Source organism: Nocardioides perillae (assembly GCF_013409425.1).
Classification (GTDB): domain Bacteria; phylum Actinomycetota; class Actinomycetes; order Propionibacteriales; family Nocardioidaceae; genus Nocardioides; species Nocardioides perillae.
Window position 1 is genome coordinate 132,109 of sequence record NZ_JACCAC010000001.1, and the last position, 15,889, is coordinate 147,997.

The 15,889-nt window shown below is 75.6% G+C and carries 16 protein-coding genes and 1 pseudogene; 2 read left to right on the forward strand and 15 right to left on the reverse strand.

Annotation, left to right across the window (positions count from 1 at the left end; genetic code table 11):
* Nucleotides 1-33: 33 nt before the first annotated feature.
* The 3 genes from BJ989_RS00640 to BJ989_RS00650 all read right to left on the reverse strand — a co-directional run bounded on the left by BJ989_RS00640 (nt 34) and on the right by BJ989_RS00650 (nt 2,498).
* The gene (locus BJ989_RS00640; protein WP_179516575.1) at nt 34-972 is read right to left on the reverse strand and encodes an ABC transporter substrate-binding protein; all 939 of its coding nucleotides are present in this window, start codon (nt 970-972) and stop codon (nt 34-36) included.
* A 63-nt stretch (nt 973-1,035) separates the two neighbouring features.
* Nucleotides 1,036-1,788: an ABC transporter permease gene (locus tag BJ989_RS00645; protein WP_343048958.1), complete on the reverse strand. Its 753-nt coding sequence runs from the start codon at nt 1,786-1,788 to the stop codon at nt 1,036-1,038.
* Complete coding sequence (locus BJ989_RS00650; protein WP_343048959.1) at nt 1,785-2,498, reverse strand: ABC transporter permease; 714 nt, start codon at nt 2,496-2,498, stop codon at nt 1,785-1,787. Before BJ989_RS00650 ends, BJ989_RS00645 begins: the two co-directional genes overlap by 4 nt.
* Nucleotides 2,499-2,502: 4 nt before the next feature.
* Here BJ989_RS00650 and BJ989_RS00655 point away from each other — a divergent pair, with 4 nt between their 5' ends.
* Nucleotides 2,503-3,558: an ABC transporter ATP-binding protein gene (locus BJ989_RS00655; protein ID WP_179516577.1), complete on the forward strand. Its 1,056-nt coding sequence runs from the start codon at nt 2,503-2,505 to the stop codon at nt 3,556-3,558.
* Nucleotides 3,559-3,602: 44 nt separating this feature from the next.
* Here the strand turns inward: BJ989_RS00655 and BJ989_RS18470 are convergent, their stop codons facing one another.
* The 12 genes and pseudogenes from BJ989_RS18470 to dacB form a co-directional block, all read right to left on the reverse strand.
* Nucleotides 3,603-4,724, reverse strand: a complete 1,122-nt coding sequence (locus BJ989_RS18470; RefSeq protein ID WP_218848643.1) for a GNAT family N-acetyltransferase — start codon at nt 4,722-4,724, stop codon at nt 3,603-3,605.
* 201 nt (nt 4,725-4,925) lie between these two features.
* Nucleotides 4,926-5,618, reverse strand: a complete 693-nt coding sequence (locus BJ989_RS00665; protein WP_179516578.1) for a hypothetical protein — start codon at nt 5,616-5,618, stop codon at nt 4,926-4,928.
* 10 nt (nt 5,619-5,628) lie between these two features.
* Nucleotides 5,629-6,147 (reverse strand): DUF3180 domain-containing protein, encoded by a 519-nt coding sequence (locus BJ989_RS00670; RefSeq protein WP_343048960.1) that lies wholly within the window; start codon nt 6,145-6,147, stop codon nt 5,629-5,631.
* The gene (gene folK, locus BJ989_RS00675) at nt 6,144-6,713 is read right to left on the reverse strand and encodes a 2-amino-4-hydroxy-6-hydroxymethyldihydropteridine diphosphokinase (RefSeq protein ID WP_179516579.1); all 570 of its coding nucleotides are present in this window, start codon (nt 6,711-6,713) and stop codon (nt 6,144-6,146) included. The genes BJ989_RS00670 and folK overlap by 4 nt, the downstream gene beginning before the upstream one ends.
* Nucleotides 6,710-7,078 (reverse strand): dihydroneopterin aldolase, encoded by a 369-nt coding sequence (gene folB / locus BJ989_RS00680; protein WP_179516580.1) that lies wholly within the window; start codon nt 7,076-7,078, stop codon nt 6,710-6,712. Before folB ends, folK begins: the two co-directional genes overlap by 4 nt.
* Before the next feature lie 103 nt (nt 7,079-7,181).
* A pseudogene (gene folP, locus BJ989_RS00685) lies at nt 7,182-8,018 on the reverse strand (dihydropteroate synthase); the annotation flags it as partial.
* Nucleotides 8,015-8,629 carry a GTP cyclohydrolase I FolE gene (gene folE, locus BJ989_RS00690; protein WP_425489976.1) on the reverse strand — a complete coding sequence of 205 codons (615 nt, stop codon included), beginning with the start codon at nt 8,627-8,629 and terminating at the stop codon, nt 8,015-8,017. The gene folE and the pseudogene folP, both read right to left, overlap by 4 nt.
* 5 nt (nt 8,630-8,634) lie before the next feature.
* On the reverse strand, nt 8,635-10,752 hold the full coding sequence (gene ftsH / locus BJ989_RS00695; RefSeq protein WP_179516581.1) for an ATP-dependent zinc metalloprotease FtsH: 2,118 nt from the start codon (nt 10,750-10,752) through the stop codon (nt 8,635-8,637).
* Between the two features lie 174 nt (nt 10,753-10,926).
* Entirely contained in the window at nt 10,927-11,478 is a 552-nt protein-coding gene (hpt, locus tag BJ989_RS00700; RefSeq protein WP_179516582.1) for a hypoxanthine phosphoribosyltransferase, read from the reverse strand.
* Nucleotides 11,479-11,533: 55 nt separating this feature from the next.
* Nucleotides 11,534-12,520, reverse strand: coding sequence for a tRNA lysidine(34) synthetase TilS (gene tilS / locus BJ989_RS00705; protein WP_179516583.1), 987 nt, complete (start codon nt 12,518-12,520; stop codon nt 11,534-11,536).
* On the reverse strand, nt 12,517-13,599 hold the full coding sequence (locus BJ989_RS00710; protein ID WP_246283373.1) for a zinc-dependent metalloprotease: 1,083 nt from the start codon (nt 13,597-13,599) through the stop codon (nt 12,517-12,519). Before BJ989_RS00710 ends, tilS begins: the two co-directional genes overlap by 4 nt.
* Nucleotides 13,600-13,608: 9 nt before the next feature.
* Nucleotides 13,609-15,093 (reverse strand): D-alanyl-D-alanine carboxypeptidase/D-alanyl-D-alanine endopeptidase, encoded by a 1,485-nt coding sequence (dacB, locus tag BJ989_RS00715; RefSeq protein WP_179516584.1) that lies wholly within the window; start codon nt 15,091-15,093, stop codon nt 13,609-13,611.
* A gap of 240 nt (nt 15,094-15,333) precedes the next feature.
* Here dacB and BJ989_RS00720 point away from each other — a divergent pair, with 240 nt between their 5' ends.
* A complete protein-coding gene (locus tag BJ989_RS00720; RefSeq protein WP_343048962.1) occupies nt 15,334-15,852 on the forward strand; it encodes an inorganic diphosphatase in 519 nt (172 codons plus the stop codon).
* Nucleotides 15,853-15,889 lie beyond the last annotated feature (37 nt).

Here is a 15,889-nt window from a genome sequence, read left to right on the forward strand (position 1 = left end):
GGCGCACGGCGGGCGAGCCCGGTCAGGCGGGGGTCAGAGCAGGCCCTCCTGGGTGAGGAAGTCCTCGGCGACCGCCTCGGGGGTCTCGCGGTCCACGCTGACGCGGACGAGCAGCTCGGCGAGCGTCTCGTTGTCGAGCGCGGCCATCAGCTGCTCCAGCGGCTCCTGCACGGCCGGGTTGGCCTCGAGGAACTCGGTGCTGACCATCGGCACGAGGTTCTGCGCGGGCTGGATGCCGCGGTCGTCCTCGAGCAGCACGAGGCCCTGCTCTTCCAGCGTGCCGTCGAGGGTGCCGGTCTGGCCGACCTGCGCCTCGCCCGAGATCACCGCCTCGTAGGTCTGCGGGCTGGCGTAGCCCAGCGGCAGCAGCTCGGTGACGTCGATGCCGTAGGTGTCGGTGAGGCCGCCCTCGCAGTCGGGGCGGTCGGTGCAGTCAGGCGCCGCGGCGAGCACGACCGACTCGCCCTCGAGGTCGGAGAGCGTCGTGACGCCCTCGGCCTCGCTGAACTCCTGGGTGACGAAGTAGGCGTTCTGGCTGGTCGCCTCGGACGGCTCGAGGAAGGTGACGCCCTTCTCCTCCAGCAGCGGCTCGGCCTGCGCCAGGGCCTCGTCGGTGTCGGCCGCCGCGACCTCGGTGCCGTCGGAGAGGAAGTCGACGACGCCGCCGACGTACTCCGGGACGACCTGCACGTCCCCGGGGATCTCCGACATGTAGACGTCGCGGGTGTCGACGGCGTTGACGGTGACGTCGAAGCCGGCGTCGGTGAGCAGCGCGTCGTACATCGCGGTGACGAGGTTGGCCTCGGGGAAGTTCTGCGTCGCGATCGTGAGGGGTCCGCCGCCGTTCGCGGAGGGGCTGTCGGAGCCCTCGCCCTCGGCGGCGAGGTCGTCGCTCGCGCACGCGGTCAGGGCCAGCGCCGCGGCCGCGAGGGTCGCGGTGAGCCGGCCGGTGGTGCGGAGTCGCTTGTGCATGTGCTGCCTGCCTTCTGTGTCCCGTGACCGTGGTTCGGTCACGCGTGTCCGGTGGTGCGAGTGTCACCTCGGCTCGGTCGCCACCTGGGCGGCCGCGGGCGAGGTCGCCCGAGTCTGGGGAGCGGTGCGGGCACCGCGGAGCGGGTCGAGGCGGCGCTGCACCCCGGCGGAGAGCAGCTCGAGCACGACCGCGACCGCCGCGACGACGAGCGCCCCGGCGATGCCCCGACCGTAGTCGGAGTTGGCGAACCCGGCCGTGATCACCCGACCGAGGCCGGGCCCCGCCACCAGCGCGGCGATGGTCGCGGTGGCCCAGACCTGCACCAGGGCCAGGCGCACGCCCGCGGCGACGAGGGGCACGGCGAGCGGCAGCTCGATGCGGCGGAAGACCTGCCAGCCGCTCATGCCCATCCCGCGCGCCGACTCGACCACCTCGGCCGGCACCTCCCGCACCGCGGTGTAGCCCTGCGTGATGATCGGCGGCAGCGCGAAGAGCGCCAGGGCGATCAACGTCGCGAGCCCGGCACGGCCGTAGGGCCCGAGCGTGTCGTTGCCGGGCCAGTCGGCGGCGACCAGCAGCGCCAGGAGCGCGAAGGTCGGCACCGCACGCCCCACGTTGGAGACGTTGACGGCGAGGAAGCCGCCGCGACCGAGGTGGCCCAGCCACAGCGCCAGCGGCAGTCCGACGGCGAGCGCGGCGGCGAGCGCGGTGACGGTGAGGAGCAGCTGCTGCACGAGCAGCTGCAGCATCCCGCCGCGACCGGTCCAGCTGTCGGCAGCGAGGAGGTAGGCGAGGGCGTCGGACAGCACGCTCACGTGCGCACCCCCCGGGTCCAGGGCGTGAGGGCGCGCTGGGCGAGCACGACCAGCGCGTCCAGGGCGAGCGCGATGAGCACGCACAGCACGGCCGCGGCCAGCAGCTGGGCCTTGAAGTCGGTGCTGACGCCGCTGCTGATCAGGTCGCCGAGCCCGCCCCACGACACGACGGTGCCGACGGTGGTGAGCGCGACGGTCGAGACCGCGGCGACGCGGAGCCCCGCCAGCATGACGGGCAGCGCGAGCGGCAGCTCCACGCGCAGCAGCAGCCGCGCCGGCGCGTAGCCCAGGCCGACCGCGGCCTCGCGGGTCTCCGCCGGCACCGAGCGCAGGCCGTCGAGCACCGCCCGCACGAGGATGGTGAGGGAGTAGAGCGCGAGCCCGATCACCACGGTCGTGGCGCTGAGCCCGGTGAAGGGGACCAGCAGCGGCAGCAGCGCGAGCGACGGGACGGCGTACAGGCTGGTGGACAGGCCCAGGACCGCCGCCTCCAGGCGCGGCGAGCGACGGGCGAGGAGCGCCAGCGGGAAGGCCAGCAGCACGGCCAGGACCAGGGCCGCCCCGGTGATGGCGAGGTGCTCCACGGCGGCGTCGCGCAGCTGGTCGCCGCGGTCGCGGAGGTAGTCGGCGCAGACCCACTCGTTGACGAACCGGCTGTAGCAGGCCGGGCCGGTGTCGGCCTCGGCCGCCCGCGGCGCCAGTAGGGTCACGGGCATGGACGCTACAGGGCCGGTCACGGACCAGCCGGCCATCCGTCTCGAGGGCGTCGGCAAGACCTACCCCGACGGGACCGTGGCGGTGCAGGCGCTCGACCTCGAGGTCCGGCGCGGCGAGCTGGTGTGCCTGGTCGGCCCGTCCGGCTGCGGCAAGTCGACGACGCTGAAGATGGTCAACCGGCTCATCGAGCCCACGAGCGGCCGGATCCTGCTCGACGGGCGCGACGTGACGCGCACCGACCCGGTGCGGCTGCGCCGCGAGATCGGCTACGTCATCCAGCAGGTCGGGCTCTTCCCGCACCAGAGCGTGCTCGCCAACGTCATGACCGTGCCGCTGCTCCTGGGCGAGCCGAAGCGGGTGGCGCGCGAGCGCGCGGCCGAGCTGCTCGAGACCGTCGGCCTCGAGGTCGCGACCTACGGCGAGCGCTACCCCCACCAGCTCTCCGGCGGTCAGCGCCAGCGCGTGGGCGTGGCGCGCGCCCTGGCCGCGAACCCGCCGCTGCTGCTGATGGACGAGCCCTTCGGCGCCGTCGACCCGGTCGTGCGGGTGCGGCTGCAGGACGAGTTCCTGCGGCTGCAGCGCGAGCTGGGCAAGACCGTCGTCATGGTGACCCACGACATCGACGAGGCCGTGCGGCTCGGCGACCGGGTCGCCGTCTTCGCCGAGGGCGGGCGACTGGCGCAGTACGACGTACCCGCCGCCGTCCTGGGCGAGCCCGCCGACGACTTCGTGGCCGGCTTCGTCGGCGCGTCGCGCGGGCTGCGCCGGCTCGCGGTCACCCCGGTCAGCGAGGAGCACCTCGAGCCGCTCGGCGAGCGGACCGCGGGAGAGCTCGCGGGCACGCTCGACCTGGCCTCCGCCTCGCCGACCCTGGAGGACGCCCTGGGCCTGCTGATGCGCGACGACCGGGCGGTCGTCGGCGTGCGGCGGGGCGCGACCTTCCTGGGCGTGCTCACCCCGGCCGGGGTGCACCGGGCGCTGCGCGCGAGCGTGGCCGAGGGTGCCGCGACGGCGGCGGGAGCGGCGGCGGGAGCGGCGGCGCCCGCCGAGTGACGCGGTGCGCACCCCTCAGGTGGCGGTGAGGGGTGCCGGACGCGTCACTCGACCGGCACGTCCTTGTGCCACGACTCCGTGACGTAGCGGGTCTGCCAGCCCATGCTCACGTAGAGCCCGTCGGCGCCGGTCGAGGAGCTCGCGTCGACCTCGAGGCCGACGCGGTCGCGGCCGCGCGCCGCGGCGTCGGCCACCACCGTGCGCAGCAGCCCCTTGGCCACGCCCCGCCCGCGGGCGGAGGCGAGCACGCCGAGGTACTCGACGTACGAGCCGTCGGGGCCGTCCTCGGACTCGAGGTGGGTGCCGACGAGCGCACCGCACGGCTCGGGGGTGCCGCCGTGGCCGGCGCGGGCCTCGTCGTCGACGCGCTCGGCGAGCCACCAGTGGTCCCAGCGGTGGCCCGGGTCCTCCCGCAGGCGGTGGACGAACTCGCCGAAGGTCTCCTCGCGGGAGTTGAAGTGGTCGGTGAACGCCCCCTCGAGCACCTCGTGGACCGCGCGGAGGTCGTCGACGTCGGGCATCCCGGTGCGCACCCCGTCGACCTCCTCGCGGCGCACGAGGCGGAAGCGCACGCCGCGGGCCTCCCACGTCACCGGGTCGGGCACCAGGTCGGCCTCGGCCGCCTCGACCGGGCGGCTCATCTGCCACCACTCGCGCACGCGCTCGAAGCCCGCCGCGGCCAGCCACCGGTGCTGCCGGTCGTCACCGGCGAAGGCACCGGTGTCGATCTGCTGCACCGGCAGGCCGCGCGCGGCGCCGACCTCGCGCGCCTGCGCCTCGGCCCAGGCGAAGAGCACCTCCGAGCAGCGCTGCGCGACGTCGTCGCGCAGGTCGCGGGCCACGACGTGGGAGTAGAGCATCCGCCCGGCCGCGCGGTCGTGCACGCTGCCCCACGCGCGGACGTCACCGCGCCGGTCGCGGACGAGGAGGTTCTCGCGGGTGCGCACGCCCACCTCGGAGATCTCGACCAGCACCGTGTCGTCGTCGGCCGAGGCCCACCCGCGGGCCGCCTCCTCGTGGGCGCGCAGCAGGTGCACGAGCGCCGCGACGTCGGCGGGGTCACCCGGGTCGGGCGCGGCCACGGACCACCCGTCCGGCAGCCCGTGCCCGTCGGGCAGCACCTCGTCGGGGTCGGACTCGAACCGGTTCTCCGCTGGGATCGCCACGACGTTCGAACCTACCCGGCGCGCCGAGCGCGCCTCCACCCGGTCGTGGGCGCGGCGCAGGTTCGGCGCGGGCCGGGCGGGGCCAGGCGAAGGGCCGAGCACGCCGCTTGTGGCCCGACTCCTGCACTGGTGGCCCGAGTTCTCGGGGCACAAGTGCAGGAGTCACCGGTCAGCCGGGGACCCCTGCACCGAGGAGGAGGGTCAGGCGTGCTTGCGCGCGGGCTCGGCGGCGGCGGCCTGCCAGGCCTGCAGCTCGGCCCGGACGGTGTCGCGCTCGGTGCGCACTGCGTGCAGCTCGGCCTCGAGGGCGGCGACCCGCTCGGCGCCGCGCGCGGCCTCGGCCTCCAGCTGCCGCTCGGCCTCGACCTCGAGGGCCTGCAGGTCGGCCAGCGACCGCGAGGCCCGCGCCTCGGCCTGCTCGGCGCGGCGGGCCTCGGCGCCCAGGCGGCGCCGGACGTCGGCGACGGAGCGCTGGGCCTCGCCCAGCTCGCCCTCGAGCTGGCGCAGCGCGGTCTCGCGCTCCTCGACCTTCAGGGTCATGGCCTCCGCGAACGCCGCGCCCTCGAGCGCCCGGCGCTCGGTGAGGATGCGGTAGTCCTGCGCCTGCTCCGCGCGGTCGCGGGCGGCGTCGCGGCGCGCCTGCGCCAGCTCGGTGTGGGTGATGCGGGTGGCCGCGGCGCCCAGCAGCACGGCCAGGGCGGCCGCCAGCGCGACCGCGGAGAAGGAGCCGGTGGGCACGCTCGCCGCGACGACCGCCGCGGCGAGCACGAGGAGGCCGGCGGCGACGGTCAGGCGGGTGCTGCGCTGCCGACGACGAGCCGAGGAGGCCGAGGAGGCCGAGGAGGTGGTGCGCGCCGGCCGGGTCTCGACCGGGCCGTCCTGGGGGGAAGCCATGCGCACCAGGCTAGGCGTCACGGTCCTCCGGAGGGACGCGACACGCGCGCTCGAGGAGCAGGGCGACCGCGACGAGGGCCACAGCGGCGGCCGCCGCCGCGAGCGAGCGCAGCAGCTCGCCGTCGGCCCGCTCCGAGGTGAGCCCGAGCCAGCTGACGGCGTAGCCGGTGTAGCCACCGGCCGTCAGGGCCCCGACGAGCGCCGACGCGCGGGCCAGGACGAGGCGGCTGACGGCCTGGTGCGGCTCGAGCCGCTCCCCGCGCACCTGCAGGGCGCGGTGGGTGACGCGGGCGACGAGCCCCACGAGCAGCGCCAGCAGGCCGAGCGCGGCCACCTGCCGCCACAGCACCGGCGGGGCGGAGCCGAGGAGCTCGACGCCGACCGGGCGCAGCAGCCAGCCCCCGACGAGCCCGGCCCCCGCCCACGGCGCGAGAACCGCGCCGGTGGTGGGGCGCAGGGTGCCGCGCGGCGGCTCGGGGTCACCGGGCTGCCCCGGCGGCCCGGGCCGGCCCGGCGGCAGGCTCGTCACTGCAGCTGCAGCTCGAGGTCCTCGCGCAGCACCGTGCCGTGGTCGTGGGCCTTCTCGAGCAGCTCGGCGACCGGGCCGTGGTCGGGCAGCACCGCGTCGGGCTCGAGGTCGTGCCACGGGCGCAGCACGAACGCGCGCTCGGCGGCCCGGGGGTGCGGCAGGCGCAGGAAGTCCTCGTTGCTGCGGCGGTCACCGACGACGATCAGGTCGACGTCGAGCGTGCGGGGCGCGTTGCGCTCACCGGTGCGCTCGCGGTCGAAGGCGTCCTCGATGGCCAGGCAGCGGTCCATGAGCCGCTTGGCGGGCAAGGTGGTGTCGAGCAGCACGACGGCGTTGAGGAACGGCTTGGCCTCCGGCGGGCAGTCGACCGGCGTGGTCTCGTAGACGCCCGAGACCGAGGTGAGCCACACGTCGGGGGTGTCGGCGAGGGCGTCGACCGCGCCCTGCAGGCTCGCCATCCGCTCGCCGAGGTTGGACCCGAGCGCGACGACGACCCGACGGATCGGGTGCATCTCACCGGTCAGCGCGTCCGCGTCGACGATGTGCGGGTTGGGGGTCTCAGTCACGTGGTGCCTCGCGTCCGTGTGATCGTCAGCGTGACGTCCGAGAACGTCGCGTCGATGGGGGCATCCGGCTTGTGCACGGTCACCCGGCACCATTCAACACGGCTCTGCCTGAGGCAGACTCCCGCGATGCGCTCGGCCAGGGTCTCGATCAGGTCGACCGGATCGGTCTCCACGGCGGCCTTCACCGCCGCCACGAGACTTCCGTAGTCGACGGTGTCCTGCAAGTCGTCGGAGGCCGCCGCCGGAGCCGTGTCGACGCCCAGGCACAGGTCGAGCACGAAGGTCTGGCCGTCGCGCCGCTCCTCGGGGAAGACCCCGTGGTGGCCCCAGCACTCGATGCCGGTCACGCTCAGCTCGTCGCTCACGCCGCCTCCTCCGTCACGTCGTCGACCCCTCGCCCGGCCCGGTCGTCGCGCCGGGCCCCGGTGGCCGGCGGTCGTCCCCCGAGCCTGCCGCACCGGTCTGCTCGGCCGCGAGCCGGCCCACCACCGCGAGGGCGTCGCGGGTGGCGCGCACGTCGTGCACGCGCAGGCCCCAGACGCCGCGCAGCGCGAGCAGCGCCACCAGGGCCGTGTGGGCGGCCTCCCGCTCCCCCACCGGCCGGGGGGTGCCGTCGGCGCCGGCGAGCAGCCGCCCGAGGAAGGCCTTGCGGCTCGCGCCGACGAGCAGCGGACGCCCGAGGGCGGCCACGTCGTCGAGGCCGGCGAGCAGCGCCCAGTTGTGCTCGGCCGTCTTGGCGAAGCCCAGGCCCGGGTCGAGGACGACCCGCTCGGCGGGCACCCCGGCCGCCACCGCGGCCTCGAGCCGCTCGCCCAGGGCGGCGCTCACCTCGGCGACGACGCCGCCGGGCGCGTCGTAGGAGGCGAAGTCCTGCATGCGGTCGCTGTGCGCGCGCCAGTGCATCGCGACGTACGCCGCACCCGACGCGGCGACAGCGGGCAGCATGTCGGCGTCGGCGAGCCCGCCCGAGACGTCGTTGACGAGCGCGGCGCCCGCCTCGACCGCGGCGGCGGCGACCTCCGCGCGCATGGTGTCGACCGAGACCACGACGCCGTCGGCGGCCAGGGCCTCGACGACCGGGAGCACCCGGCGCAGCTCCTCGGCCAGGGGCGGCCGCTCGGCTCCCGGACGGGTCGACTCGCCGCCGACGTCGACGACGTCGGCTCCGTCGGCCACCAGGGCGCGCCCGTGGGCGAGGGCGGCCTCCGGGTCGCTCCACCGGCCCCCGTCGGAGAACGAGTCGGGCGTGACGTTGAGGACGCCCACCACCAGCGGCAGGCCGTCGCGCCCGGCCGGCAGGGTCACCGGCGCGAGTGGATCAGCGCCATGGCCTCCGCGCGGGTGGCGGCGTCGTGCATCTGGCCGCGGACCGCCGAGGTGATGGTGCGCGCGCCCGCCTTGCGCACGCCGCGCATCGTCATGCAGAGGTGCTCGGCCTCGATGACGACGATGCAGCCCTTCGCCTCGAGGATCCCCATGAGGGAGTCGGCGACCTGGGTGGTCAGCCGCTCCTGCACCTGCGGGCGCTTGGCGTAGACGTCGACCAGGCGGGCGAGCTTCGACAGGCCGGTGATCTTGCCGCTGTCGGCCGGGATGTAGCCGACGTGGGCGACCCCGGTGAAGGGCACCAGGTGGTGCTCGCACATCGACCACAGCTCGATGTCGCGCACCAGCACCATCTCGTCGTGGCCGAGGTCGAAGGTCGTCGAGAGCACCTCCTGCGGCGTCATCCGCAGCCCGGCGGTGACCTCGGCGTAGGCGCGGGCCACCCGGGCCGGGGTGTCGCGCAGGCCCTCGCGGTCGGGGTCCTCGCCGATGGCGAGGAGCAGCTCGCGCACGGCCGCCTCGGCGCGCGCGTGGTCGAAGTCGGGGACCTCCGCCGGGTCCACCTCCGGCAGACCGATGGGGTCGACCACGGTGCTCACCTCTCCTCGCCGTGGACCGGGCCGTGGCCCTGGGGCCCGCCGCTCGGGCCGCCACCGGCCGACGGCGGGGTGCCGGGGCCGGCGTGACCGCCGGGCAGCTGACCGGGGTCGCCGTGGACGTCGCCGCCGGGACCCGGCGGCGTGATGACCGCGCCGGCGTGGGCGTGCTCGCCCCGGCCGTTGGCGGCCACCCGGTCGCGGATCTCCTGCGGGATGTCGATCGGCGGGATCGCCGAGGGGGTGCGGTGCGGCGAGCCGGTCCACGCGGGTCGCTCGGGGCGGCGGCGCAGCGGCTCGAAGACCTCGGCCACCTCGGCCTTGTCGAGCGTCTCGCGGTCGAGGAGCGCGAGGACGAGTGCGTCGAGCACGTCGCGGTTCTCCTCGAGGATGTCGAAGGCCTCCTGGTGGGCCTGCGCCAGGAGCTTCTTGGTCTCCTCGTCGACGATCGCGGCGACGTCCTCGGAGTAGTTGCGGCTGTGGCCCAGGTCGCGGCCCAGGAACGGCTCGGAGCCGCTCTCGCCCAGCTTGATCGCGCCGAGGCGCTCGGTCATGCCGTACTGGGTGACCATGGCGCGGGCCAGGCTGGTGGCCTTCTCGATGTCGTTGCCGGCGCCGGTGGTGGGGTCGTGGAAGACCATCTCCTCGGCCGCGCGGCCGCCGAGCATGTAGGCGAGCTGGTCGAGCATCTGGCTGCGGGTCTGGCTGTACTTGTCCTCGTCGGGCAGCACCATCGTGTAGCCCAGCGCGCGCCCCCGCGGCAGGATCGTGATCTTGTGCACGGGGTCGGTGCCGGGCAGCGCCGCGGCCACCAGGGCGTGGCCGCCCTCGTGGTAGGCGGTGATGAGCTTCTCCTTCTCGCTCATCAGGCGGGTGCGGCGCTGCGGGCCGGCGATGACGCGGTCGATGGCCTCGTCGAGGGACTCGTCGTCGATCAGCTTGCCGTTGGCGCGCGCGGTGAGCAGCGCGGCCTCGTTGAGCACGTTGGCGAGGTCGGCGCCGGTGAAGCCGGGCGTGCGGCGCGCGACGCTGAGCAGGTCGATGTCGGGCGACATCGGCTTGCCGCGCGCGTGGACGCGCAGGATCTGGTGGCGGCCGGAGAGGTCGGGGGCGTCGACCTGGATCTGGCGGTCGAAGCGGCCCGGGCGCAGCAAGGCCGGGTCGAGCACGTCGGGGCGGTTGGTCGCGGCGATGAGGATGACGCCGCCGCGCACGTCGAAGCCGTCCATCTCGACGAGCAGCTGGTTGAGGGTCTGCTCCCGCTCGTCGTGGCCGCCGCCCATGCCGGCGCCGCGGTGGCGACCGACGGCGTCGATCTCGTCGATGAAGACGATGGCCGGGGCGTTCTCCTTGGCCTGCTCGAAGAGGTCGCGCACCCGGGAGGCGCCGACGCCGACGAACATCTCGACGAAGTCGGAGCCGGAGATGGAGTAGAAGGGCACGCCGGCCTCGCCGGCCACCGCGCGGGCGAGGAGCGTCTTGCCGGTGCCCGGAGGGCCGTAGAGCAGGACGCCCTTGGGGATCTTCGCGCCGACGGCCTGGAACTTCGCCGGCTCCTGCAGGAACTCCTTGATCTCCCCGAGCTCCTCGATCGCCTCCTCGCAGCCCGCGACGTCCTTGAAGGTCGACTTCGGCATGTCCTTGGAGATCAGCTTGGCGCGCGACTTCGCGAACTTCATGACGCCGCCGCCCCCGCCCTGCATGCGGTTGGTGAGGAAGACGAAGACCGCGATGATCAGGCCGAAGAGCAGCAGCGTGGGCAGCAGCGAGCCCAGCAGCGACGGCTGGGGGTTCTCCGAGGTGGAGCGCTCGATCGTGCCGGCCTCGAGCTGCTCCTCGACCGCCGCGAGGATGCCGCGCTGCTGGCCCTGGATGTAGTACGCCTTGACCTCGCGGCCGCCCTCGCGCTCGACGTCGGCGTCGAGGGTCGCGCGGATCTCCTGGTCGCCGTCGACGAACTCGATCTCGTCGACCTCGCCGTCCTCGACGTACTGCACGAGGCGGGAGGTGGCGATCTCGTCCTGGCCGCCCCCCGGGGCGACGTACTGGAGGAGGAGCAGGACACCGATCACGGCGACCAGGCTCCACGCCCAGGGGCTCTTGGCTATGCGCTTCACAGGCTTCTCTCACACGTGGGAAGACGGCTCACGGGCCGCAGCGGAGGGTCTCCGCAGGGGGTGTCCCCCGGGTCTCGACGGTACACGCCGCCGCCCACCCGCCGGGTGCGGATCCGGCGCCGCGGCTGCGCTCTCAGCCGCAGGTCAGCGCGCGCTCAGGCCCCCCTCAGGGGCTCAGGCGTAGACGTGCGGTGCGAGGGTGCCGATGTCGCGCAGGTTGCGGTAGCGCTCCTGGTAGTCCAGGCCGTAGCCGACGACGAACTCGTTGGGGATGTCCCACCCGACGTACTTCGGCTCGACCGGCATCGACAGCGCCTCGGGCTTGCGCAGCAGCGTCGCGATCTCGACGCTGGCGGGGTTGCGGCTCGAGAGGTTGGAGATCAGCCAGCTCAGCGTGAGGCCGGTGTCGATGATCTCGTCGACCACCAGCACGTGGCGCCCGGCGATGTCGGTGTCGAGGTCCTTGAGGATGCGCACGACGCCGCTGGACTTGGTGCCGGAGCCGTAGGACGACACCGCCATCCAGTCCATCTCCACGTGGCGGGTCATCGAGCGCGCGAGGTCGGCCATCACCATGACCGCGCCGCGCAGCACACCGACGAGCAGCAGCTCCTGGCCCTCGTAGTCGGCCTCGATGCGCTGGGCCATCTCGGCCACCTTGGCCTGGATCTCGGCCTCGGTGAACAGCACGTTGACGAGGTCGCTCTCGACGTGGGCGGCATCCATGGCCCCGAGGGTACGGCGTGCCCTCGGGCCGCGCGCCGGGCGGTGGGCCGCTGCGTCAGCGCACGCGCTCGATCACCACGACCCCGTCGCGCCGCAGGCCGCGCAGGTGGCCGGGCAGGTCGACCCAGCGCTGGCCCCGCCAAGCGGTGACGAGGTCGTCGAGCGCGAGCACGTGCACGTGGGCGAGCTCGTCGCCGGGCGCACCGGCGGCCAGCGCGGCGAGGCGCAGCACGCGGCGGCGCAGGGCGGCGGGCTCGTCGGCGAGCGCGCTCACCCGCAGCCCGCCCGGCACCTCGGGGTCGAGGGCGCGGGCCAGCGCGGCGTCGGCGAGGTCGTCGAGCAGCTCGACGTCCTCGCGCAGCAGGTCGGCGGTGCGGGCCAGCGTCGTCGCGACGCCGGGGCCGAGCTCCTCCTCGAGCACGGGCAGCACCCGCTGCCGCACCCGCACCCGGGTGAAGCGCGGGTCGTCGTTGTGCGGGTCGTCCCACCAGGTCAGCCCCTGCGCCCGGCAGGCGTCGCGGGTCTCGGCGCGGGTGAGGTCGAGGAGCGGGCGGCGGAAGCGGTCGAAGGCGCGGCGCATGCCGGCGACCGAGCGTCCGCCGCTGCCGCGGGTCAGCCCGAGCAGCACCGTCTCGGCCTGGTCGTCGAGGGTGTGGCCCAGCAGCACCACCGCGGCGCGGGTGCGCTCGGCGACCTCCTCCAGCACGGCGTACCTCGCCTGGCGGGCGGCCGCCTCGGGCCCGAGCGGGCCCGCCTGCACCGTGACCCGGGCCGTGAGCGTCTCGTCGGCGCCGAGGGCGCCCATCTGCTCGACGACCGCGGCCGCGACCTCGGCCGAGGTCGGCTGCAGGCCGTGGTCGACGGTCGCCCCGACGACCCGCCACCCGGCCGACCGCGCCTCGAAGGTGGTCGCGGCGAGGAGTGCGAGCGAGTCGGCGCCGCCCGAGCAGGCCACGACGACGACCGCGCCGGGTCCGAGGTCGCCCAGCGAGCGGCGCACGGCGAGGCGCGCGGCCGCGACGGCGGGGTGGGGCCCGCTCACCCGTGCACGCGCGCGACCCAGGCGTCGGGGTCGGCGATCTCGGCCCGGGAGGGCAGGTGGGCGGGCTCGGCCCACACGGCGTTGAAGTCGGCCATGCCGACGCGGTCGACGACGTGGCGCACGAAGCGGGCGCCGTCGCGGTACTGCGCCATCTTGGCGTCGAGCCCGAGCAGCCGGCGCAGCAACCGGTCGAGCGTGCCCAGGCCCTGGCGGCGCTGGTCGAAGGCGGACCTGATCGACGCCACGGACGGGATGACCTCGGGCCCGACGCCGTCCATGACGACGTCGGCGTGGCCCTCGAGCAGCGACATCACGCCCGTGACCCGGTCGAGGATCTCCTGCTGCTCGGGCGAGCCGAGGAGCTCGAGCAGGCTCGCGCCGCCCGGGCGGTCGGCCCCGCCGCCGGCGACGCCGCGCACGGCCCGCGAGACCTTGCCCAGGAGGTCCTCGAGCGAGGCGCCCGGCTCGACGGTCGCGGTGAGCGCCTGCATCTGGGCGAAGAGGTGGTCGCGCATCCACGGGACGGCCGTGAACTGCACCCGGTGGGTCTCCTCGTGCAGGCACACCCACAGCCGGAAGTCGGAGGGGTCGGCGCCCAGCTCGCGCTCAACGTGCACGATGTTGGGCGCGACCAGCAGCAGCCGGCCGCTCGGCTCGTGGAACGGGTCGAACTGGCCCAGCACCTTGCCGCCGAGGAAGCCGAGCAGCAGGCCGACCTCGGCGCCGGTGATGCGCGAGCCGATCGCCAGCGCGAGGCCCGTCGGCGCACCCTTGCGCTCGTTGAGCCGGTGGACCAGCGGCTCGACGAGGTGGCGGAAGCCGTCGGCGTTGGCCTGCACCCAGCCGGCCCGGTCGACGACGACGACGGGCGCGGTGCGGTCGGCGGCCACGAGGCCGGTGAAGTCGCGCACCAGGCCGGTCGAGCGCTCGGCTCCGGCGCGGAGCTCGGCGACGGCGGCGTCGGCGGTCGCCCGGTCGACGTCGGGGCCGTCCCCCGCCACGCGCGCACCGAGGCGCACGGCGAAGTCCCAGTCGACCATGCCGCTGGCCCCGCCGGTCCCGCTCCCACCCTGGCTCATGTGGCGACCCTACGGGGCGGCCGCGCAGCGGCAGGCGGCCAGCGCGGCGGCCACCTCGTCGAGCGCCGCGGCCGCGTCGAGGTCGTCGCCGAGGCGGATCCGGTCGGCGCCGAGGGCGAAGACCACCACCACCCCGTCGCGGGTGGTGGCGAGACCGGCCAGGGCCCGCACGCCGGTGAGCGTGCCGGTCTTCGCGCGCACCGCACCGAGGGCGACCGCCGGGCCGGTGTCGAAGCGGGTGGCCAGCGAGCCGGTGAACCCGGCCACCGGCAGGCCGACGAGCAGCGGGCGCAGCGTCTGGTCCGACGCGGCCGTCTGCAGCACCTCGAGCAGCGTGGTCGTCGGCACCCGGTTGCGCCGCGACAGGCCGCTCCCGTCGCGCAGCCGCAGCCCGGCCACGTCCACCTCGAGGGCGCGCAGTGCCGCCACGGTCGCCGCCGCACCGCCCGCGAAGCTCGCCTCGCGCGGCCCCCCGCGGGCGCGGCCGAGGTGGTGCGCCAGCACCTCGGAGGTCTCGTTGTCGCTGGTCTCGACGAGGTGGGCGACGAGCGCGGCCACGGTCGGCGACTCCACCGCGGCCAGGGGGGTCGCGCCGGGGCTCGCCGCACGGCGTACGACGGGCCCGACGGTCCGCAGCCCGGCGCGGCGCAGCTCGACGAGCAGCACGCGCCCGGCCTCGCGGGCCGGGTCGTCGACCCGCGCGGTGCCGTCGGCGGTGCGGCCCTGGTCGACCCACAGCGGCCCGATGGGCGTGACCACGCCCTGCGGCACGTAGTCGGCCTCCCAGGCCGGGTTGACCGCGGGGCCCGCGAAGAGGGTGTCGTCGACGGCGACGCGGACGCGCCCGGTCACCCCCCGCTCGCGCAGGGCGGCGGCGGTGGCGCGGGCCAGCGTGCGCACGTCGGCCCGGTCGGGGTAGGCGGCGCCGTCGCGCTCGGGGGTCCGGGCGAGGAGCGGGTCGCCGCCCCCCACGAGCGTGACGGCCGGCGGGGCGCCGGCCGCGCCCGCGGGCTCGAGGACGGTCGTGGTCGCGAAGGTGGTGCGTGGACCGAGCACCGCGAGCGCGGCGGCACCGGTGAGCAGCTTGGTGGTGGAGGCCGGCACGACGGGGTCCCGGCCGAGCACGACCCGCTGCCCCGCGGCCCCGCCACCGAGGGGCGCGACCGCCGCGACCACGTGCCGGCCCAGGTCGGGGTCGCGCAGCTCGCGCCGCAGCGCGCGGCGCACCGCGCCCGGGTCGAGCGCGCCCGCGTCGTCGGCGGTGACGGGGCGCGCGACCGGCACCGGCGCCGCCGGGTCGGGCAGGTCGAGGCCGCGCGGCGGGTCGACCTGCTCGGGCTCCTCGGCCGGGTCGGGCGGGCCCCACGCCTCCAGCGGGGTGCCGGCCACGAGGTCGTCGAGGGCGTCGGCCAACCGCGGGTCGAGGCGCTGGGCCCGCCAGGCGAGCGTGGTCGCGGCCGCGACGAGCAGCATCACCACCACCACGGTGACCACGACCCGCAGGGTGCGTCGGCGCCGGGTGGTCCGGGGGGCCCGTGCGGTCCGAGGGGTCGGGCCCGGGACGTGGCGTGCGTCACGTCGGGCCACGCGTCACCCTCCTGGCTGTTGAGTTGCCGACTCCATGGGCGAGACTAGGCCCGGCCTGCGGCGCGACGCGCCGGGGGCGCCCCGAGCGGGGCCCGGTGCGCGCGAGGCGCACCTCGTCGCCCCCGCCGTCGACGACGAGGAGAAGCAGTGGCTGACGCCGACCAGTCCGAGGTGTTCGAGTTCGACGTGCTCGTCGAGATCCCGAAGGGCGAGCGCAACAAGTACGAGGTCGACCACGCCTCCGGTCGCCTCCGCCTCGACCGCATGCTCTTCACCTCCACGCAGTACCCCGCCGACTACGGCTACATCGAGAACACCCTCGGCCAGGACGGTGACCCGCTCGACGCCCTGGTGCTGCTGCAGGCCCCGACCTTCCCGGGCTGCCTCATCGCCTGCCGTGCCATCGGGATGTTCCGCATGACCGACGAGGCCGGCGGTGACGACAAGGTGCTGTGCGTGCCGACGCACGACCCGCGGCTCGCCCACCTCAAGGACATCGGCGACGTCTCGAAGTTCGACCGGCTCGAGATCCAGCACTTCTTCGAGGTCTACAAGGACCTCGAGCCCGGCAAGTCGGTCGAGGGCGCGAACTGGGTCGGCGTCGAGGAGGCCGTGGCCGAGGTGCACGCCTCCTTCGCCCGCGCGAAGGAGCAGGGCGGCCACTGAGCCGCAGCCCCACCGCACGTCGACGGCGGCGGTCGCC

Bases quoted from the DNA above. Each gene is read 5' to 3' on its own strand.
- hpt (WP_179516582.1), bottom strand. From the start codon at position 11,478: ATGGATGCCGCCCACGTCGAGAGCGACCTCGTCAACGTGCTGTTCACC.
- BJ989_RS00710 (WP_246283373.1), bottom strand. From the start codon at position 13,599: ATGAGCCAGGGTGGGAGCGGGACCGGCGGGGCCAGCGGCATGGTCGAC.
- BJ989_RS00655 (WP_179516577.1), top strand. From the start codon at position 2,503: ATGGACGCTACAGGGCCGGTCACGGACCAGCCGGCCATCCGTCTCGAG.
- BJ989_RS00640 (WP_179516575.1), bottom strand. From the start codon at position 972: ATGCACAAGCGACTCCGCACCACCGGCCGGCTCACCGCGACCCTCGCG.
- BJ989_RS00665 (WP_179516578.1), bottom strand. From the start codon at position 5,618: ATGGCTTCCCCCCAGGACGGCCCGGTCGAGACCCGGCCGGCGCGCACC.